This is a genomic window from Gordonia terrae (assembly GCF_051789125.1).
GTDB lineage: Bacteria > Actinomycetota > Actinomycetes > Mycobacteriales > Mycobacteriaceae > Gordonia > Gordonia terrae_A.
The window spans coordinates 4,879,547-4,899,029 of record NZ_CP196526.1; the positions used below are offsets into that span (position 1 = coordinate 4,879,547).

The 19,483-nt window shown below is 66.0% G+C and carries 16 protein-coding genes and 1 pseudogene; 6 read left to right on the plus strand and 11 right to left on the minus strand.

What is annotated here, in order from left to right; all coding sequences use genetic code 11:
* Positions 1-282: 282 nt before the first annotated feature.
* From ACSUZC_RS22225 to ACSUZC_RS22235, 3 genes are read right to left on the minus strand one after another with little or no spacing between them, the layout of a single operon-like run.
* Complete coding sequence (locus ACSUZC_RS22225; RefSeq protein WP_439030608.1) at positions 283-1,035, minus strand: SDR family NAD(P)-dependent oxidoreductase; 753 nt, start codon at positions 1,033-1,035, stop codon at positions 283-285.
* Positions 1,032-1,805 carry an enoyl-CoA hydratase/isomerase family protein gene (locus ACSUZC_RS22230; protein ID WP_439030609.1) on the minus strand — a complete coding sequence of 258 codons (774 nt, stop codon included), beginning with the start codon at positions 1,803-1,805 and terminating at the stop codon, positions 1,032-1,034. Before ACSUZC_RS22230 ends, ACSUZC_RS22225 begins: the two co-directional genes overlap by 4 nt.
* On the minus strand, positions 1,802-3,451 hold the full coding sequence (locus tag ACSUZC_RS22235; RefSeq protein WP_439030610.1) for an AMP-binding protein: 1,650 nt from the start codon (positions 3,449-3,451) through the stop codon (positions 1,802-1,804). The genes ACSUZC_RS22230 and ACSUZC_RS22235 overlap by 4 nt, the downstream gene beginning before the upstream one ends.
* On the opposite strand from ACSUZC_RS22235, the gene ACSUZC_RS22240 reads away from it, so the two are divergent.
* Complete coding sequence (locus tag ACSUZC_RS22240; protein ID WP_439030611.1) at positions 3,387-5,276, plus strand: CocE/NonD family hydrolase; 1,890 nt, start codon at positions 3,387-3,389, stop codon at positions 5,274-5,276. The genes ACSUZC_RS22235 and ACSUZC_RS22240 overlap by 65 nt on opposite strands.
* 59 nt (positions 5,277-5,335) lie before the next feature.
* Here the strand turns inward: ACSUZC_RS22240 and ACSUZC_RS22245 are convergent, their stop codons facing one another.
* A complete protein-coding gene (locus ACSUZC_RS22245) occupies positions 5,336-6,022 on the minus strand; it encodes a TetR/AcrR family transcriptional regulator (RefSeq protein ID WP_439030612.1) in 687 nt (228 codons plus the stop codon).
* Positions 6,023-6,200: 178 nt separating this feature from the next.
* On the opposite strand from ACSUZC_RS22245, the gene ACSUZC_RS22250 reads away from it, so the two are divergent.
* Positions 6,201-7,106, plus strand: a complete 906-nt coding sequence (locus tag ACSUZC_RS22250) for a LysR family transcriptional regulator ArgP (RefSeq protein ID WP_439030613.1) — start codon at positions 6,201-6,203, stop codon at positions 7,104-7,106.
* A gap of 94 nt (positions 7,107-7,200) precedes the next feature.
* Here ACSUZC_RS22250 and ACSUZC_RS22255 read toward each other — a convergent pair whose 3' ends face one another.
* Positions 7,201-7,749, minus strand: a complete 549-nt coding sequence (locus ACSUZC_RS22255; RefSeq protein WP_439030614.1) for a hypothetical protein — start codon at positions 7,747-7,749, stop codon at positions 7,201-7,203.
* 76 nt (positions 7,750-7,825) lie between these two features.
* Between ACSUZC_RS22255 and ACSUZC_RS22260 the strand changes: the two are divergent.
* A pseudogene (locus tag ACSUZC_RS22260) lies at positions 7,826-7,996 on the plus strand (transcriptional regulator ArgP); the annotation flags it as partial.
* Between the two features lie 10 nt (positions 7,997-8,006).
* Here the strand turns inward: ACSUZC_RS22260 and ACSUZC_RS22265 are convergent.
* The 5 genes from ACSUZC_RS22265 to ACSUZC_RS22285 form a co-directional block, all read right to left on the minus strand.
* Positions 8,007-8,615: a TetR/AcrR family transcriptional regulator gene (locus ACSUZC_RS22265; RefSeq protein WP_439030615.1), complete on the minus strand. Its 609-nt coding sequence runs from the start codon at positions 8,613-8,615 to the stop codon at positions 8,007-8,009.
* Between the two features lie 12 nt (positions 8,616-8,627).
* Positions 8,628-9,875 (minus strand): hypothetical protein, encoded by a 1,248-nt coding sequence (locus ACSUZC_RS22270; protein WP_439030616.1) that lies wholly within the window; start codon positions 9,873-9,875, stop codon positions 8,628-8,630.
* Positions 9,876-9,882: 7 nt separating this feature from the next.
* Positions 9,883-11,436 carry an FAD-dependent oxidoreductase gene (locus ACSUZC_RS22275; protein ID WP_439030617.1) on the minus strand — a complete coding sequence of 518 codons (1,554 nt, stop codon included), beginning with the start codon at positions 11,434-11,436 and terminating at the stop codon, positions 9,883-9,885.
* A gap of 146 nt (positions 11,437-11,582) precedes the next feature.
* A complete protein-coding gene (locus ACSUZC_RS22280; protein ID WP_439030618.1) occupies positions 11,583-12,911 on the minus strand; it encodes an MFS transporter in 1,329 nt (442 codons plus the stop codon).
* 56 nt (positions 12,912-12,967) lie between these two features.
* Complete coding sequence (locus tag ACSUZC_RS22285) at positions 12,968-13,951, minus strand: Ku protein (RefSeq protein ID WP_439030619.1); 984 nt, start codon at positions 13,949-13,951, stop codon at positions 12,968-12,970.
* A gap of 73 nt (positions 13,952-14,024) precedes the next feature.
* On the opposite strand from ACSUZC_RS22285, the gene ACSUZC_RS22290 reads away from it, so the two are divergent.
* The 3 genes from ACSUZC_RS22290 (at position 14,025) to ACSUZC_RS22300 (ending at position 17,601) form a co-directional block, all read left to right on the plus strand.
* Complete coding sequence (locus ACSUZC_RS22290) at positions 14,025-16,394, plus strand: ATP-dependent DNA ligase (protein ID WP_439030620.1); 2,370 nt, start codon at positions 14,025-14,027, stop codon at positions 16,392-16,394.
* A 27-nt stretch (positions 16,395-16,421) separates the two neighbouring features.
* Positions 16,422-17,186 carry a dienelactone hydrolase family protein gene (locus ACSUZC_RS22295; protein WP_439030621.1) on the plus strand — a complete coding sequence of 255 codons (765 nt, stop codon included), beginning with the start codon at positions 16,422-16,424 and terminating at the stop codon, positions 17,184-17,186.
* A gap of 118 nt (positions 17,187-17,304) precedes the next feature.
* On the plus strand, positions 17,305-17,601 hold the full coding sequence (locus ACSUZC_RS22300) for a hypothetical protein (RefSeq protein ID WP_439030622.1): 297 nt from the start codon (positions 17,305-17,307) through the stop codon (positions 17,599-17,601).
* A gap of 143 nt (positions 17,602-17,744) precedes the next feature.
* Here the strand turns inward: ACSUZC_RS22300 and ACSUZC_RS22305 are convergent, their stop codons facing one another.
* Positions 17,745-19,466: an MDR family MFS transporter gene (locus ACSUZC_RS22305; protein WP_439030623.1), complete on the minus strand. Its 1,722-nt coding sequence runs from the start codon at positions 19,464-19,466 to the stop codon at positions 17,745-17,747.
* Positions 19,467-19,483: the final 17 nt, after the last annotated feature.

The following is a 19,483-nucleotide window of genomic DNA, read 5'->3' on the forward strand; positions in this document are numbered from 1 at the left end:
CTGACATACGCGCCTACGGACAGCAAGTCGAGGAACTTGCGGCTACCGCCGCGGTGGAACTCGTCACGAGCGCTTCAACCTTCCGCCAGGTCAGACGTCACCGATCAGGAGAGTGTCCGTACGCCACCATCGGGCACGTTCAGCCGCGATGGCGGTCCTGGGACCTCGCCGGGGGGTGACGGTGGGGCCAGGCAGTCAGCCAACCCTGGATTCGGTGGGCGTGCCTCGGGGCAGAGGATTCCCCGCCCTCCGCTACGCCGTCGCTGCCTGCCGCTGCCGACCTCAGCGTATCGAGGAGCCGATGCCGATGCCGCCGTCGACGTCGAGTACCACCCCGGTGACGTACCCGGCTTCAGGCGAACAGAGGAAAGCGGCTGCGGCGGAGATGTCTTCGGGCACCCCGGTGTGGCGCATCGGGACCTTGCTGACGAGTTTGTCACGGGCTGGGCCGTTCATGGAGGCGAGCATCGGCGTTTCGATGAGACCGGGGGCTATGGCGTTGGCGGTCACGCCGTGCCGGGCGCCTTCGAGTGCGAAGCCGCGGGTGAACCCCACGACACCTGCTTTGGCAGCGACGTAGTTGACTTGTCCGAAGTTGCCACGCCAGCTCATCGAGGAGAAGGAGAGCACCCGGCCGTACTGACGTTCTTTCATGTGGACGAAGGCCGCCTGTGTGCAGTAGAACGCACCGTTGAGGCTGACAGCGATGACGGCGTCCCAGTCCTCGGTGGAAATGTTCTCGATTCGATTGTCGCGGATGATTCCGGCATTGTTCACCAAGACATCGATACGGCCTTCGGTAGCGGCGACCGAGTCGACCCATTCTCTGGCGGCTGCCGGGTCTGCGATGTCGACTTCGTGAAAAGCGTGTCCGTGGCCAGGTAACTGCCTGAGAGTTTCTGCCGCCTGACCGGGGTTCAGGTCAGCGAAATGAACCTGCGCTCCTTCAGCAGCGAAGCGGTGGACCATGGCGCGGCCCAAGCCCTGTCCTCCGCCGGTGAGAAGTACGGTTTGGCCGGCATATCGATCGGTCATCGGGCAGCCTTTCGAGTCTTGTTGAGGAATGCGCGCAGCACCTGGGGTACGTCGTTGTCGAGCCAGTGCTGGTCGAAAGTGTCGAGCTCCCGGTCGCGATGTGAAGCGTCGAGCGGTTCATGCGTGTCGTGCAGTAGTCGTTTGTAGGCTGAGCGTGCGCTGGCCGGAACTGCGGTGAGGCTTGCGGAGACCGCAGTCACCGCTGGTTCGAGTTCGTCAGCGGGTGTGATGGTGTGAAGCCATGTGCCGAAGGCTGGATGCTCGGCCGGCAGGAATTCGCCGGTCAGTGCCAGCCTGGTCGCGGTAGAACGTCCGAAGGCGCGTTCCATGCGGGCACTGGCGCCGCCACCCGGGAGCAGACACTGTCGGACGTGTCCGTCGCCGATCAGGGTTCCTGCTGCCGCGATGACGATGTCGCAGGCAAGTGCCAGCTCGAGGCCACCTGCGATGGCGTGGCCGTGCAGAGCGCCGACGAAGGTGATCGGGCTGCGTTCCATGGCGAGCGTGAGGTCCCAGATCGCGGTCAGATGTTCACGGGGAGTGTCGCCGCGCGCGGCATCGTAGGTACTCAACAGGGCGAGATCGGCTCCGGCACAGAAGCTGGGCCCGGTGCCTCGAAGCACCACCACGTCGGTGTCCGTTGATTCAGCGGACATGATCGCCTCGCTCAGCCGTGCCACAAGGGCCCGGTCGAGGGCATTGCGGGCCTGGGGGCGGTTCAGGTTCCAGGTTTCTACTGACTCGTGACGGGTGACCAGGAGTTCGCTCACGTGGCTGCCTGGCCGTCGCTGGTCGCAGTACGGAGAGCGACGCGCTGGATCTTGCCGCTGGGGGTCTTCGGCAAGGTGTCCACGAAAGTCACGATGCGTGGATAGGCGTGGGCAGCGTACCGGGTCCGTACCCAGTCCTGGAGTTCGCGGGCGAGCACGTCGGGATCGTCGAGCGCAGTGGTCGGCACGACGTAGGCATGCACGACCTCACCACGTACCTCGTCGGGTGTGGCGACCACGGCACACTCTGCGACTGCAGGATGGGCGGCCAGGACACTCTCGATGTCGAAGGGCCCGATGCGGTAGCCGGCCATCAGGATGACGTCGTCGTCGCGCGAGGAGAACCTGATCAGTCCATCATCGCCCACCGAGGCAAGGTCGCCGGTCAGGTAGTGGGTGCCGTCGGCGGTGAAACGTGAGCCGAGAATATTGCGCTCGGTGCCATAGCCGGTGAAGGTGAAGAAGGGGCTCGCAGCGGTGTCGACGGCGAGCCGGCCGACTTCACCCGCCGCCGCCACCTCATCGGAATCCGCCCGCAGTACCGTCACGGTCCAACCCGGAAACGACTCGCCCATCGCACGTGGGACGGTGCCGCGGTCAAGGTCGGGATGATGGGCGAAGCCGGCAGTCATTCCAAGCTCGGTTTGACCGAAGTGGTCGTGCACATCGAGGCCGAACCGGCTACGCGTCCACTCTCCGACTTCGGGGGTCAGCGGCTCGCCGGCGGTGGAAATCCTGCGCAGAGCCGGCAGTTCGAGTCCCGGATCGTTGGCGCGCAATGCGCGCAGTACGGTGGGCGCGGCGGCGAAATCGGTGACGTCGAGTTCGGCGAGCACTCGCCACGTCTGCTCGGGCTTGAACGTGCCCTGGGTGACGATGCTGGGAACGCCCGCAGCCAACGGACCCACGATCAAGCTGTAGAGGCCATAGGCCCAACCAGGGTCGGCGCCACACCAGTATCGGTCTCCCGCAGCAAGTCCCAACTCAACGTACGCCTGCCACCCAGCCGCGTACATCAGCGGGTGGACAACGACCTTGGGCTTGCCTGTCGTCCCCGAAGTAGCCATCTGAACGATCGGGGTGTGCGGCCCGACCACCGGAGCCGGTCCGGTCCATTCCGGGCCATGCCGTAGCGCGGCACTGAAGTCGTCGGCGCGGCCCTCACCGTCTGCCGACGTGTTGGCCAGCGCGACCCGCACCGGCAGATCAGTGACTTTCGCCAATTGCTCATCGTCGGCGACCACGAGCTTCACGCCGGCGTCCGCCATCCGATCGGCGACGGCCTCGGCGGCGAACGCGGTGAACAAGGGGACATACACCGCGCCCAGTCGCCAGATCCCGACGATCAGCGCCGGCAGATCCGGGCCCTTGGCGAGCAGGCTCGCGACCCGGTCGCCCGGCCCGACCCCCTTCTCGGACAGAAAGAACGCTGCCCGCCTCGACCGTTGTGCCAACTCGCCGTACGTCATCTCCGTGACCTGAAGGTCGGCATCGACGAACCGGAACGCCACCCGGTCAGGCGAATGCGCGTCGCAGACCAGCCACGACATCGTTGCATCAGCGGCACTGTAGGCGGCACGAATGTGCTCGACCCTCTTAAGCGGGCCGGGTACGCGCGGCCCTGTGGAATGCGTGGTCGTGGTCATCTCAACCTCTCGAGCGGTACGTTGTCGGAACGAATCGTATCTCAAAGAGTACGATTCATGTACATATCGTACTCCTTCCTGTTACGGTGCTCACACATGGCCGCAAAGTTGCGGTCGTACGAGAGAGGACTGCCACGTGCAAGACGATTCGCAGGTTCACGAGATCCGGATCGAGTTCGATGTTCCCGTACCGATGCGCGACGGCACGGTACTGCGAGCCGACGTCTACCGGCCCGCAGCAGAGGGCGCGTACCCGGTTCTCGTGACTCGCCATCCATATGACAAGAGCGCCGCCTCGATGCTCGATGCATTCCTCGACGTGAAGAAGATCGTGCGGGCGGGTTACATCGTGGTGCACCAGGATTCACGTGGCCGGTTCGAATCCGATGGCGACTGGTTGCCCTGGAAGTATGAGCGTGAAGACGGCTACGACACAGCAGAGTGGGCAGCTTCGCTGCCGAACAGCAACGGGAAAGTAGGCATGTTCGGCGGGAGCTACCTCGGCAGCACCCAGTGGAGCACTGCCATCTCGAAGGCTCCACATCTCGCGGCGATCGCACCGGCGATCACCTGGAGCGACCCCGACGACGGCTTGATGTTCCGCGGTGGCGCAATAGAGCTCGGCCTCAACACCTGGTGGGGCCTTTTCACGGCGCTGGGACAGATCCCGAAGTCGGGCCTCGCACCCGACGATGTGATGAAGACACTGCAGGCGAGCCTCACGGCCTTCGACCTGTTGGCGACACAGACCTACCACCAACTCCCGTCAGGAGCAGTGCGCGCACTCGAGGCCTCCGGACAGCCGGATATCGGGGTAGCCCGTGCGCTAGCCGACCCGGCGACAACCGACGACTCCCGCGTCGCCAATCGCTACGATGAGATCGACATCCCGAGCCTGACATTCGCAGGGTGGTACGACGTCTTCCTCCAGGGATCCCTGGACAACTTCGTCGGCATGCATAACCGGGGAAGGACCGCACGGCTCGTCGTAGGCCCGTGGACTCACCTGACCATCGGGTCCGGCTCCGGTCAGATCGGCGACGTCAACTTCGGAATCTCGGCCGGCACCATCAACGGACACACAATGACCGAAGTGCAACGTGAGTGGTACGACCACTGGCTCAAAGACTTGCCGGCCACCGAGGCACATGAATCCGGCGTCCTCCTGTTCGTGATGGGCGCCAATCAGTGGCGCGCAGAGACCGAGTGGCCACTCAGCCGAGCCGTGAACGCCGACCTGTATCTGCACGAGGATGCAACCCTTAGCTGGACGAAATCAGAGGCTCCCGAGGCACAGTCCGGATTCATCTACGACCCCGCGGATCCAGTCATCACCCGCGGCGGCAACCTGGTGATGTCCTCTGAGTTCCCCGCCGGGGTGTTCGATCAACGTGACATCGAGTCCCGCGACGACGTTCTCGTCTTCACCACCGCTCCGCTCGAGGAGGACATCGAGATCACCGGACGCGTGAACGCCACACTCTTTGTCTCCACCGACGGCCCGTCCACCGACTGGGTGGTACGACTGTGCGACGTCGACGAGCACGGTGTCTCCCGCAATCTGGTCGATGGCATCACCCGCGTCCACACCGAGCCCGGGCGCATCGACGAAGTCGCGGTCGACCTGTGGTCCACCTCGATCCTCGTCAAAGCAGGCCACCGCCTACGTGTGCATGTGACGTCGAGCAACTTCCCCCGCTGGGACCGCAACCTCAACACGGGTCAGCCCGTCACCGAGGGAACGACCATGCGCGTGGCCAACAACCGGATCTTCCACGACGAGCATCGACCGTCCCGGATCATTCTTCCCGTCGTCAAGGACTGAGACTGCGCGATCAATAGCCGAGAGGTGCGGAGTCCTCCACGGGGCCTCCGCACCTCTTGTCACGTGGCGCGCACGGCAAGCCCGTGGACCAGCAATTCACCGAGTTCGGTGAAGGCATCGCCGGCACTCAGCCCCGTCTCCTCGAGAACCTCCCCCGACTGAACGCCGTCCATCAGATACCCCACGGTCAGAGCCGCGAGCGCAGCATCCATGGGACGGAAGACTCCCTCGCCTACACCGTCCTCTATCAGCGAACGCACGCGCCGCGCCGCAGCCTGGGAGTTCAACCGGTAGATCTCAGCGGTTGGTCGATAGCTGATCATGTCGGAATAGAAGGCAGGCGAATTACGATTCATCGCCGCTCCCACACCCGCCAAGTACGTCAGGATCTTTGTCGCAGTGTCCGTTTCCTCGGCGACCCGTGCATCGATCTCGATTGTCGAGCGTGCGAAGAAATGCCGGACCACGGCCTGGTTGATCTGCGCCCGGGTCGGAGCAACGCCGTATAGCGTCGACTTGGAGCAGCTCAACCGCTTGCAGAGCTCATCGGTTGTCAGATCGCTGAACCCCTCGGAGAGAAAGATTGCCTCGAGATCAGTCAACAACTCGTCTCGTCGGATACTCGCCATTCTAGCTCGGCTGCGCATCTCCCGGCCCGAGGCGGCATCACCCGACCGATGTAGACCATCTTCCTTCGCGCTGCCACTCGCGATGCGATCACCACGGCGAATGCCACTCTTGTCCACCACATGAGCCTAGCCCGACGCCCCTGTCCGAACCGTCCGGTGCTGGACACGGCGGCAGGCAGGGGGGTCGCGGGAAGACCCAGCTTGTAGACAGCACTGCTGGACGGGTGCGGCGCTTCTTGCACTCGGCGTGCTGCGGGGGCGACGCGGGCAGACCACCGTCGTCTAGCCTCGGCTCGTGGACATCAGCCAGGAGGGCCTGCGGACGCTCGCCGCGGTGTTGCGCGAGGGCACCTTCGACGCGGCTGCCACCAGTCTCCACATCACCCCGTCGGCGGTGAGTCAGCGGATCAAGGCCCTCGAGACCGCCGCCGGCCGGGTGCTGTTACGCCGGACCAAACCGGCAACCGCCACCCCGGACGGTGAGGTGCTGGTCCGACTGGCCAAGCAGTGGGAACTGCTGCTCGCCGAGACGCGCGCCGAATTCGTCGGGGCGCCCGGCGAGGACGAGCTGCCGCTGGTCGACCGTCCTCGCATCCACCTCCCGATCGCCACCAATGCCGACTCGCTGGCCACCTGGTTGCTGCCGGTGCTGGCCCGGTTCCACCGCGAACACGCCGTCGCGGTGGAGGTCTTCCGCGACGACGAGACCCGCAGCAGCGCGCTGCTGCGCACCGGCGACGTCCTGGCCGCGGTGACCTCGGAACCGCTCGCGATCCGCGGGTGCGCACTGCAATCCCTGGGGGCGATGCGTTATCTCCCCGTCGCCACACCGGATTTCATCGATACGTGGCTACCCGACGGACCGGACGCCGACTCGCTGTCACGAGCGCCGATGGTGCAGTTCGACCGCAACGACCACATCCAGCGCAACATCTCGGCGGCGCTCGCGGGACGCCCCATCGACCCACCCGCGGTGTACATCCCGGCGTCGACCGAGTACCACCGCGCCGTCGAACTCGGTATCGGCTGGGGCGCGGTACCCGTCGTACAGATCGCCGCCGCACTCGAGGCCGGACGGGTGCGACTCATCGCCGACCACCACGTCGACGTCCCGCTGTACTGGCAGTACTGGAAGTTGAGTTCACCTCTGCTGCAAGCACTCACTACGAGTGTCGTCAGCGGGGCCGCGCTCGTTCTGTAGCTCCGGCAACCGCGGACGGCTGCCCCATATGTGGGCAGGACCCATCCGGCGGCCGCCGCGTCGGCGTCGTTCACAAGGCAAGCGCGCCAGCAGATCAGGCCAGGAGCCGCTGTACGACGCCCTTGGAGACCTCTTCCGCACGGTACTGCTCGGACGCGAACGCCCCGATCGCCACAATTGCTCCAGTGAGTGCCGGCACCGCCCACTGCAGCACCTTGAGCTGCTTCTGTGCCGACGCCACCTCTGGTGGTGTCCCCACGGCAGGGGTCGTCGCGTCGGTTGCCGGGACGGCGCCTTGTGCGGACACCTTCTGTCCCAGCGCCCGGCTGTATCCGGTCACACCCAGGGCGGCGACGGTGAGGACCGTTTTCGTCGCGGCCATACCGGGGACGCCCTGCTGGGCGTGCATGCGCCCGAGGTCATGTTTGAGCAGGCCGACCGAACCGATGAGGTGCGCGCCGATGGCGGCCGCATTCACCGGGGTCCAGCGGTCCCAGCCCTCGTTGGCGACAGCACCGACGCCCGAACTGGAGCCACTCTCGCCGGCTGCGGCATTCAAGGCAACGGCGTTGGCCAGCGTTCCGCCGAACCACGCGGCGAGACCCACGTCATGCATCTGATGAAAAACGGTTGCGCGGGCCATGAGAACTCCTCTGATTGATGTGGTATAGGTCCTACCCGGCCGGCGAATCGCTAAACAACCGAGATCTGTATCCGTCGGCGCAGTACCCGTCGTCCAGGTCGCTGCCGCACTCGAGGCCGGACGGGTGCGACTCATCGCCGACCACCACGTCGACGTCCCGCTGTACTGGCAGTACTGGAAGCTGAGTTCACCTCTGCTGCAAGCACTCACGTCGGCCGTGGTTGATGGGGCCTCCCGCGCCCTCTAGGTGCGGCCGTTCAGGCGCGGTCGGTGGCCAAGATGGGCGGGCAGACCCACCGTCTGATGAACTGGCGAAGGTCGTCGTCCGACCGGGCCGGGTTCGCGGGGTATTGCAGAAAACTGAGCCACACCCGCATCACCAACTCGGCCAGGCCCGACATCGCGTCGTCGTCGAAACCGTGCGCCTTCCAGTCGACGTCGAGTCGGCGCAGCATCGCGGCACCGAGCTCGACGGCGCCGGCCGAGGTCGCCTCACGGGTGAAGAACTCGGTCTCGCCGGCCCGCACCATCAATCCGATCGCGGGCTCGTCGGGCAGGACCCGAAGGCAGTAGATGATCGTCTCGGTGATCGCGTCGGCGGGGGTGCGCACATGGGCGAGATCCGCCTTCATCCGATCGAGGAAATCGGCCGCACCGGCTTCTGCCACTGCCACGAGCATCTCGTCCACCGACGAGTAGTAGCGGTAGACGGTCTGTCTGGTGACACCGAGCTCGGCGGCCACGTCGACCAGCCGGGTCTTCTGGGCGCCGTAGCGTTCCACACAGGTCGCCGCGGCACTGAGAATCCTGGCCCTGGCCTCGTCAGAATCCCGGGGTAGATCGCCTTGCCACCCCCGGGTCCTCATGCGCCCATGTTCTCACACGTCTGATGCCGTCCGAGTTCCGACGACTTCCGGGCTGACGTCGGCCGCACGCCGACCCCTGCTCAGCGCGACGCCCAGTACACTGATCGCGACGACCAGACAGGCGACCACATACGGGAGGCTTCCGATCGGCGTGTTGTCGGCGGTGATCCCGTCCTCGGCATCGAAGAAGGCGGGCAGCGCGGTGAGCCACAGCACCACGTGCACCCCGAGGAACAGGATCGGGAACACGATGAGGAAAGGACGCGCACTGCGCGCCTCGTCGACGCCGATCGTCGGGTCACTGCGCAGGCGACGCCACTGCGCGAACAGAAGCGCCAGTCCGATCCCCCAGACGAGAGCCATCTCGACCCAGTACACGATCGTCTGCGCGTCCTGATTGGCGTTCTCGTCGCGACCGAACAACGCGGTCGGGATGGACAGCAGCGGCATGCTGATCACCGCCACGACGCCCGCGACGACGATGCGCCACGTCAACGACCACCCGTGCGGGGCGCGGCCCTGTGAGGTCGGGATCTTCACCAGGCGCACTGCGAGGTAGACGAGAACGGCGAACGAGACGGTCGCGAACAGCCACACGCTGCCCCATGGGACCGAGGCCAGGGTGGGCACCGCGGCGGGGTTGCCGAGATCATCGGGCGTGATCCCCTGGTCCCGGAGCTGCTCGAGCGTCTGCCGGTAGTACGGCGCGTCGACGTTCCAGGCCCACCACTTGAGCTGGGGGCCCAGCTGATCGAAGATCTCGTAGAAGGTCTGGAAGACCAGCGCGAGTACGAGCGAGCCACGCAGAGCCGAACGCTTGGAGCCGTCGAAGAATCCCCACGCACGCACGATCTCGTAGGCGAGCTGGCTCACGGCCGGATAGAACGCGACGATGTACAGCGGCAGCCGGTCGAACATGAAGGTGACCGTGAAGACGTTGTGGGAGAACATGAATCCCATCGCCTCTTCGGCGTGGAACCAGTTCGGGAAGTACAGCGGCGGCTCGATCACGAACAGGTAGACCAAGGATCCGATCCACACGGTCAGGTTGGTGGGGTCGCCGTCGCGGCGTAGTCGCCGGATCGCGTGCATCAGCGCGAGGACCGCGCCGAGGATGATCGTGAGTTCCAGGACCGGTTGCGTCCAGTGTGCTAGGTCGGCCGGATTGCGAATGGTGACAAACGGATTGGCACCCTCGCAGTCGAAACCGAGGTAGCTGGTGATGATCGACGGGACGTCGCCCGGGGTGCAGACCGCCATCGTCTCCCTACTTCCCCGCCGCGGCCGAAACCGCTGCGTACTCGCCCTGCGGGGTGCCCTGGGGAATCACCAGGGCCCGGCCTGCCGGATGCGGCGTGCCGTCGCGCCAGATGTCCGACGGCGGGTCCTGCTGGTTGTCGAAACCGATCGGCAGCTTGGTGCGTTTGACGGCTCGTTTGACCGCGAACCACGCCAGACCGGCGAGGACGCGGGGACTCTTGACCATGGTCGTGACCGACTCGTCCAGATTGAAGACATCGGCGAAATGCTGTGCCACGACCGCGTCTTCGCGTGTGGTTGCCGAGATGTGGTTGAAGATCGGCCAGCTCGCGCGGTTGGCGAGCTGCTGCCGCCATCGGGGCGCGATGTCGGTGCCCTCGGCGTTCTCGTATCCCTGGTCGCGAGCCAGTGCCAGCGTCCAGATGTCGTCGAGCAGAACCCGTTGCGCTGCGAAGTAGTCCTTGGTGAACGCGCTGTCCACGCGGGTGGCGGCGGCGAGTTTGTCGCGTAGCAGCACCGCCGACTTCGACGCCGAACTCATGCCCTGTGCGTAGAACGGGTTGAACCCGCACACCGCGTCCCCGATCGCCACCAACCCGGCCGGCGGATTGTCCAGCGCGTCGTAGCGGCGGCGCTTGTTGCCGGTCGACTTGGTGACGAACACCTTGGAGATCGGCTCGCACAATTCGACGGCCCGGGCGAATGCCGGGGCGCGCACCTTGCGGACGGTCTCCATGAACTCGTCCTCCTTGCGCGGCATCGGGTGACCCCACGATCCCATCGTCACGAGGACCCGATCGCCTTCGATGGGGAAGATCTGGCACAGGAAGTCGTGTTCGATCGGGTGCGGCTTGGTGTCCGAGGTCGGCATCACCGACATCTGCGCCCACCACCAGCTGTCCGGCAGATCCGCCGGTTTCTGGTACCAGCGCGACACATAGGTGACGCCGGCGTCCAGCGACTGCACCGGACTCTCGGGCCAGCCGGCCTTGACCAACCAGTCCGAGACAGCTGACCCCCGGCCGAGGGCATCGATGACGAGATCGGCGTCGATCAGGCGTTTGTCGCCGCCGCCGTCGCCGCCGACCACCCACACACCGGTGACCCGACCCGACGGCTGCCCGCCGTCCACGGTCTCGAGGCCCTCGATGTTGACGCCCTCTTCGACGGTGACGTTCGGCACGAGCGCGAGCTTGTCGCGCAGCGTGCGTTCGATGAGCAGCCGCGACGCGTAGACCATGGTCATCGGCGCTTCCTTGCGCGGCACCCACACGGGTCCCTCGCAGTGCGCGGCGGCCAGCGACGGCATCATGTGCAGCGCGCCGGCGTCGATGAGCGCCTCCTCGTAGCCCGGGAACAGCTCGCCCATGGCGCGTCGCCCGGAGTTGAGCAGGAAGTGTGGGTGTTTGCTCTGCGGGACCCCGCGACGATGTTCGGCGTCGTCAGGAATGATGTCGCGCTCGAGCACCAACACCTCGTCGAAGTACGGCGACACCGCACCTGCCGCACACATACCCGCGACACTGCCGCCCAGCACGACCGCCCGTTTTCCCAAGGACACCGACCCACTCCATCTACGTCACGTCATACACTTTTTGGATGATGTGTAACCGTAGGCTGTGGGCCGGGTCACGTCAACACACTCCCCGGGCGGGGAGTGCGAGGTAGGGATCCCATAGCTCTCACCGCGCCACGCGCGGTCCGCAGCTATGAACGCGCGGAATCGACCAGCTTCGGGTGGTCCTCGTCGACAAGCGGGTTCTCGATCTCGTCCCGCCACATACGGGCGGCGAAGTAGAACGCCCACGCGATCGGCACCGGGAGCAGCCCGGCCAGCACGAACGTGGCGGTCAGGCCGATCGCCGACGAGACCGGGGCGGCGATGGCCATCGACACCGGCATCAGCGCGACCGACACGAAGAAGTCCAGGCTCGCGATCCGGCCCAGCAGCGCAGGTGGCACGCGGCGCTGTAAGAGCGTGCCCCACACCACCATCGGGCCGTCGAACAGGATGCCCAAGGCCACTCCGGCGGCGATGAACATCCACGTCGAATCGGCGAGACCCATCAGCACCAACGGCAGACTGGAGAACGCCCAGAGCGAGAACATGACGGTCAGGTACCGCCGTGGCATCGGGATCGAGGCGAAGACCAGCGACGCCGCGGCCGCGCCGAGTCCGAATCCGGCGAGTACCCAGGCGTGCTGGGTCGCGCCACCGTCGACGCGCTCACGCAGTGCGAACGGTACGAGCACCTCGATCGGACCGAGCGTCGCCAGCACCAGAACACACGCGAAGAGCAGCGTGCCCCACAGCCACGGGGTCCGGGCCATGTAGACGAATCCCTCGGCCAGGTCGGTGACGATCCGCCGAGCACCCGCACCTTCGACCGCCGGCTCGTCCTCGGTGGTCTCGCCGAGTCGGCGCGCCGTGACCGGCGCCATCCAGAGGTAACAGACACCCGAGGCGATGGTGGCGACGGCCGCCATCAGCACCGCCGGGCCGGGGGCCCACGCCCCGATGACCGCACCCGCGATCATCGGACCCCCGGCCTGGAAGACGACCGGCCGGAAGAACCCCTCGATCCCGTTCGCCGCCTGCAACTCCGACGGTGCGACGATCGCCGGCAGCAGCGCCGAATACGCCGGGTAGTACATGCCGGTGGTGATGCCGCCCAGCAACGACGCCAGCACCACATGCCACAGCTGCAACACGCCGGTGACCGACGCCAGCCCGATCGCGCCGAACGCGACCATCTTCGCGACCTCGAGCCCGATCATGATGTGTCGCTGCGAGATACGGTCGGCGAGCACACCACCGGCCAGAGTGGAGAGCAACATCCCCACCGCGGCCACGCCGGTGGCCAGCGACACCTGACCCGGTCCGCCGCCGAGTGCGATGACCTGCCAGATCACCGCGATCGTCCACACACCGTCGGCGAACATGGCGAGAATCAGTCCGGACGCGAGCAGCCGATACTGCCGGCGCGCAAACGGCAGCAACGCGCGAGGCAGACGGGTGTCGGCGGCGGATTTCACCCCACGAGCTTGCCCGAATCGCGGTCCGTGATGCCACCGAATTCCGGCGGCGCGGGTCAGCTCGCCTTGCGCGAGGACTTCTTGGCGGGCGCTTTCTTGGCCGTGGACTTGCTGGACCCAGAACTGCCCGACGAGGCCTTCTTGGCCGTCGACTTGGAAGCGGCCTTCTTGGCCGGCGCCTTCTTCGCGGCGGTCTTCGCCGCAGCCTTCTTGGCCGGGGCCTTCTCGGCGGCGGTGTCCTTCGAGTCCGAGTCCCCTCTGTCCTTCACCGACGCACGCAACGCGGCGAGGAGATCGGCGACGTCGGAGTCCTCGGTGTCCTTGTCCTCGTCGTCGGATTCGGGGAACGCCTCGCCGCCCTCGGACTTCGCCTCGATGAGCTTGGTCAACTCGTTCTGATAGGTGTCCTCGAACTCGGAGGGGTCGTAGTCCGACGCCATCGATTCGATCAGCGACGCCGCCATCTGCAGCTCCTGGTCGCGGATCTCGGTGTCGTCGTCGAGGAAGCCGAAGTCGGGTTTGCGGACCTCGTCGGGCCACAGCAGCGTCTGCAACGTCATCACACCGTCGACGACCCGCAGCGCCGCCACGCGTGTCCGGTTGCGCAGGGTGAACGAGGCGATCGCGAGCCGATCCGTCTCCTCCAGCGCCTTGGCCAGCAGGACATACGCCTTCGGCGACTTCGACGACGGTTCGAGATAGTAGGGCTTGTCGAAATAGATCGGGTCGACCTGCTCGGCGGGCACGAATTCCAGGATCGAGATCTCCGGGCTCTTCTGTACCGGCAGCGAGGCCAGATCCTCCTTGGTCAGGATCACCGTCTCACCGGACTCGGATTCGTAGGCGTTGGCGATGTCGCCGTAGTCGACCTCGGTGTCGGTGCCCTCACGCACGCGGCGGTAACGGATGCGGGTGCCGTCCGACGAGTCGACCTGGTAGGACTTGCGGTCGTGACTCTCGGTCGCGGAATAGACCTTGACCGGCACGTTGACCAGGCCAAAGCTGAGGTCGCCCTTCCAGATCGAGCGCATGGAGGCCATTCTGCCAGGGATCGGGGTCAGATGGCGGCAAGCAGCGATACCTTCTCGGCCGTCGTTGTGGACAATGGACGGCATGGCAGGCGGCGAGACTCTGGAGGTCGACGGCCGACGGATCTCGATCACCAATCTGTCGAAGGTGCTCTATCCGGCGGCCGGGACCCGAAAGTTCGAGGTCATCGACTACTACTCGCGCATCGCCGACGTCCTCCTGCCCCACGTGCGGGGTCGCCTCATCACCCGTAAACGGTGGCCCAACGGCGTCGAGTCGACCCCGTTCTTCGAGAAGAACGTCCCCGACAGCGCACCGGACTGGATTAGACGCCACGGCATCCAGCACAGCGAGCGGGTCATCTCGTATGCGATGGCCGACGATCGCGCCACGCTGGTCTGGCTCGCGCAGATGGCGGTGCTCGAGATCCACACACCGCAGTGGCGGCTCCCCATGGGACCCGACGGGGCACCCATGGCCAATCGCATCGTCTTCGACCTCGATCCCGGACCGCGGGTGCCGCTGCACCGGACCGCGGAGGTGGCGTGCGAGATCCGCAACTGGCTCGGCGGGGCGACGACCTACCCGGTGACCAGCGGCGGCAAGGGCATCCACCTCTACGCGCGGCTCCCGAAACCCGTGACGTCGGATGCGGCGCGCAAGGTGGCGCAGGAGGTCGCCAACGAGTTCGCGCGTCAGCACAGTGATTTCATCACCGCCAAGATGTCCAAGTCGCTGCGCGACGACAAGGTCTTCATCGACTGGAGCCAGAACACCGCAGCCAAGACCACCCTCGCCCCGTACTCGATGCGCGGACGCGAGCAGCCGTGGGTGGCCGCGCCGCGCACCTGGGAGGAGATGGAGGATCCCGGGCTCGCCCAACTGCTCTACACCGAGGTACTGGACCGCGTCGAGGAGTTCGGTGATCTTCTCGACGGCCTCGACGACCCCTACGACGACGAGCCCGAACCCGTCGTCGAGCAGGCGGCGGGCCAGGTCATCAACCTGAAGGAATACCGGCGCAAGCGCGACCAGTCGAAGACGCCCGAACCCTTCGGTGACGAGGTGCACCGGCAGCGCATCGAAGCCGAAAGCCTCCCGGAAGAAACCGACTCCGCGGAGCCGGCGACGGACCGAACTCCGATCTTCGTGATTCAGGAACATCACGCCCGCCGGCTGCACTACGACTTCCGGCTCGAACACGACGGGGTCCTGGTGTCGTGGGCCATACCCAAGAACCCGCCCACCGACCCCGATCAGAACCGGCTTGCGGTGCAGACCGAGGACCATCCGATGGACTACGCCGACTTCGAAGGCGACATCCCGGCGGGCGAATACGGCGGCGGCCACGTATCCATCTGGGACAAGGGCACCTTCGAGCTCGAGAAGTGGCGGGACAAAGAGGTCATCGTCCGCCTCCACGGCGAGCGCGTGCAGGGCCGGTACGCACTGATCCGGACCGGCGAGAAGAACTGGCTCGCCCACCTCATGAGCGACGAGCCGCGCCCGATCGTTCCCGACAGCCTCACCGATCCACGACCGATGCTCGCCACCGACGAGTCGATCGACGGGCTCAACGGCCGCGACTGGGCCTTCGAGGGCAAGTGGGACGGGTATCGCCTCCTCATCCGCTCGGTCGGCGGCGAGTTCCGGCTCACCTCTCGATCAGGTATCGACATGACCGCCGATTTTCCCGAACTCGCCGGTCTCGCAGACGATCTCGGCCTCATGGATGTGGTGCTCGACGGCGAGGTCGTCGCCATCGACTCCTCCGGGCGCACCAACTTCACCCTCCTGACCTCGCGCCGGCACACCGACGAGCCGTACTCACTGCGGTTACACCTGTTCGACATCCTCTTCCTCAACGGCTCGTCGTTGCTGCGCAAGCCGTGGTCGGTCCGTCGCGAGCTCCTCGAGGAACTGGCCCCTGCCTTCCGCAACTCCGCCTTCGTCGAGGTTCCGCCGCTGCTTCCCGGCCCGGGATCGGCCGCCGTCGAGTACAGCCGCGAACACAATCTGGAAGGCGTTGTCGCCAAACGCCGCAACTCGGTGTACCAGCAGGGGCGCCGGTCGACGACCTGGCTGAAGCACAAGAACTGGAGCGACATCGAGGTCGTCGTCGGCGGGTATCGACCGGGGCGCGGCAACCGCGCCCACACCATCGGCTCCCTGCTGATCGGTCTGCCCGAGGAGACCGGGCTGCGCTACGTCGGTCGCGTCGGCACCGGATTCACCGACGCGCAGCTGCGTTCGCTCGCCGAGGAACTGGGCCCGCTGGAGATCTCGCGGTCGCCGTTTCTCGACAAACTCGACCGACCCGTCGCGTCGAGCGCGGTGTGGGTCCTGCCCAAGATCGTCGGCGAGGTCCGTTTCATGGACTGGACGACGGCCGGCCACCTGCGTCACCCCAGCTGGCGCGGAATCCGACGGGACAAACTTCCCGGCGACCTCTGAGCCGAGACGACGACAGGAGTGAAGCCCATGACCGGTGAGACGATCACCATCGCCGCGGCCGACGCCGACACCGAGGCCTATGTGGCGCGGCCGGATTCACCATCGGGCGACACCCTGCGGCCCGGTGTTCTGTTCCTCACCGACGTGATCGGGCTGCGGCCGCGGATCGAGGCCATGGCCGACCGCATCGCGTCGTGGGGATTCGTCGTGCTCGTGCCCCACCTGTTCCATCGGTATGGGTCCGTCACCGAGTGGGCCCCCACCGAAGACCTCCTCCTGCCCGAGGCGCGGGCCGCGTTCTTCGCCTCCGCCATGCCACGGGCCCGGACGCTCACTCCCGACGCGGTGCGTCCCGACCTCGTCGCCTACCTCGACGCTCTGCAATCCCTACCGGGCGTCGCTCCCGGGCCCGTCGGTGTCACCGGTTACTGCATGGGCGGGCGGTTTGCGCTGAACATCGCCGCCGCCCGGCCCGACGACGTGGCCGCGGTGGGCCTGTTCCACACCGGCGGGTTGGTCACCGACGACCGTGACAGTCCGCACCTGCATCTCGTCGGCATCGACGCCTTCGTGCTCGCCATCCATGCCGACAAGGACCGATCGCTACCCGCCACGGCGGTGGCCCAGTTCGAGCACGCCCTGACCGGCGGCGGCGTCGCCCACTCGGCGACCGTCTATCCCGGTGCACCACACGGCTATACGATGTCCGACCTGGAGGCCTACCATCACGAGGCCTGCGAACATCACTTCACCGAACTGGAGGCCCTGTTCGGCAGGACCTTGTCCGGGTGAGTCGGGTCCTGCACGTGGCCGGACAACGGACGATGAGATGCGCTGTCGCTGCGACGTTCACAGCCAATCCACAGAGGATTCCGAACCCGACCCCACACTACGAGTCCACTCTCGACACATGAGAAGAAGCAAGAACACCGCCTCCGTCCCGCTCGTGGTCCTCGAAGATCCCGCCGCCATCGACTACGCCCGCACCCTGTTCCGCCTCGACATCCCGGTGGCCGTCGTCAGCAGCGAGTACTCCGCCGTCTTGCCGTTCATGGTGGGCAACAACGGGTACACGGCGACACTCGTCGCCGATGTCGACGATCCCGAACAGCTCGCCGAGGCGATCGTGATCATCGAACGGCGTCTCGGCCGAGTCGATTCGGTGATCCGCTACGCCACCGATCTCCCCACCGCCCGCGCCTCTTGAGGGTCACGGACCGCTTCCGGTCACCACCTCAGGTCGCTCTTCCAGAGAAGCGCTACTTTCCCATCAGCCGCGCTACCTACAACTAGCGCCTATGGGGGTCAGGTAGCGCTTTTGCGGTGCCCCCACCTCAGGAGCGTGCGCCCTCACGAGGCGGGCGTCGGCTCCGGGTCCCCGATCGGGCGTCCCTGGCGCAGCGGGAGCTCTTTCCAGGTGATCGTTCCGATGATGGCCAGCAGCGAGATGATCGACACCGCCAGGAACACCCGGTCCATCGAGTTGGCGAAGCCTTCCTTGATGGGCTGTGCCAGTTCGGTGGGCAGCTTCTCGATGACCGAGGTGTCGCTCATGACGCTGTTCGACGATCCGGCTGCGGCACCGGGGTTCTGGGCGGCGACCATGAGCGACTGTCCGAATGCACTGACCTGCGGGTCGGTGCTCTGCGAGGCCTCCACGACCGCCGCGCGGTACTCGGGCTGAGCGGCCGCCGACACCATCTCGTCCCGGATGCTCGGCCCCATGAACGAGAACAGCAGCGAGAAGAAGACCGCGACACCGAGCGTTCCACCGATCTGACGGAAGAAGGTGGCGGTGCCGGTGGACAGTCCCATGTCCTTGGGCGGCAGGATGTTCTGCATCGCAAGGGTGATGGGCTGCATCAGATTGCCGAGACCGAACCCGAGCAGCGCCGCCATCAGCATCACCAGGTAGACCGGGGTGTCGGTGCCGACCAGGTGGAGCAGGAACGTGCCCGCGGTGATCAGCACCGCGCCGATGATCGTGAAGATCTTGTAGCGGCCGGTGCGGGAGATCAGCTGGCCCGACAGGATCGAGCCGGTCATGAGTCCGAGCACCATGGGCAGCATCTGGAGACCGGCGACCATGGGGCTCGATCCGCGGAGGACCTGGAAGTACTGCGGCAGCATCGAGATCCCGCCGAACATGACCGCACCGATGATGACCGAGATGACGATGCCCTGACTGAAGACCACGTTCTTGAACACGCGCAACGGGATCAGTGCGTCGTCGCCCATTGTGTGCTCGATCCAGATGAATGCCGCGATACCGACGATGCCGATGCCGTAACAGAGGATCGCCAGTCCGGAGCTCCAGCCCCACTCGCGGCCCTGCTCGGCGACGATGAGCAGCGGGGCCACCGCGACGGCCAGCGCCGTCGCGCCCCAGTAATCGGTGCGCCCGCCGACGCCCTTCTGCTGGTCGTAGTTGAGCACCTTGTAGACGACGAACAGCGCGGCGAGCCCGATCGGCACGTTCACGAGGAACACCCAGCGCCAGCCGGACACCCAGAGGATCGTCGTCTGGCCGGCGAACAGGCCGCCGAGAACCGGCCCGAGGACGCTGGAGGTGCCGAACACGGCGAGGAAGTAGCCCTGGTACTTGGCGCGTTCACGGGGCGGCACGATGTCGCCGATGGTGGTCAACGCGAGGGTCATCAGGCCGCCCGCACCGAGTCCCTGGAAAGCGCGGAACGCGGCGAGCTCGTACATCGACGTGGCGATCGTGCACAGCAACGAACCGACGATGAAGATCGAGATCGCCAGCAAGAAGAACGGTTTGCGACCGTAGAGGTCGGAGAGCTTGCCGTACAGGGGGGTCACGATCGTCGCGGTGACCAGGTAGGCCGTGGTCACCCAGGCCTGCATGTCGTATCCCTGCAGGTCGTCGGCGATGGTGCGGATCGCGGTCGACACGATGGTCTGGTCGAGGGCGGCGAGGAACATGCCCATCATGAGTCCGGCCAGAATGGTCAGGATCTGGCGATGGGTCAGTCCGGCCCCGGCGACCTCACCGTCGTGGGCCACCGTTCCAGAGACCACCGTTTCGGGGGCCGCCGAAGAGTCTGTCATTGTTGTCCTTTCACGGG

What these genes read in the sequence shown, in the direction of transcription:
- ACSUZC_RS22225 (WP_439030608.1), bottom strand. Translation starts at nt 1,035, where the DNA reads ATGACCGATCGATATGCCGGCCAAACCGTACTTCTCACCGGCGGAGGA.
- ACSUZC_RS22240 (WP_439030611.1), top strand. Translation starts at nt 3,387, where the DNA reads ATGTGCTCGACCCTCTTAAGCGGGCCGGGTACGCGCGGCCCTGTGGAA.
- ACSUZC_RS22235 (WP_439030610.1), bottom strand. Translation starts at nt 3,451, where the DNA reads ATGACCACGACCACGCATTCCACAGGGCCGCGCGTACCCGGCCCGCTT.
- ACSUZC_RS22255 (WP_439030614.1), bottom strand. Translation starts at nt 7,749, where the DNA reads ATGGCCCGCGCAACCGTTTTTCATCAGATGCATGACGTGGGTCTCGCC.
- ACSUZC_RS22265 (WP_439030615.1), bottom strand. Translation starts at nt 8,615, where the DNA reads ATGAGGACCCGGGGGTGGCAAGGCGATCTACCCCGGGATTCTGACGAG.
- ACSUZC_RS22270 (WP_439030616.1), bottom strand. Translation starts at nt 9,875, where the DNA reads ATGGCGGTCTGCACCCCGGGCGACGTCCCGTCGATCATCACCAGCTAC.
- ACSUZC_RS22285 (WP_439030619.1), bottom strand. Translation starts at nt 13,951, where the DNA reads ATGGCCTCCATGCGCTCGATCTGGAAGGGCGACCTCAGCTTTGGCCTG.
- ACSUZC_RS22290 (WP_439030620.1), top strand. Translation starts at nt 14,025, where the DNA reads ATGGCAGGCGGCGAGACTCTGGAGGTCGACGGCCGACGGATCTCGATC.
- ACSUZC_RS22295 (WP_439030621.1), top strand. Translation starts at nt 16,422, where the DNA reads ATGACCGGTGAGACGATCACCATCGCCGCGGCCGACGCCGACACCGAG.
- ACSUZC_RS22300 (WP_439030622.1), top strand. Translation starts at nt 17,305, where the DNA reads ATGAGAAGAAGCAAGAACACCGCCTCCGTCCCGCTCGTGGTCCTCGAA.
- ACSUZC_RS22305 (WP_439030623.1), bottom strand. Translation starts at nt 19,466, where the DNA reads ATGACAGACTCTTCGGCGGCCCCCGAAACGGTGGTCTCTGGAACGGTG.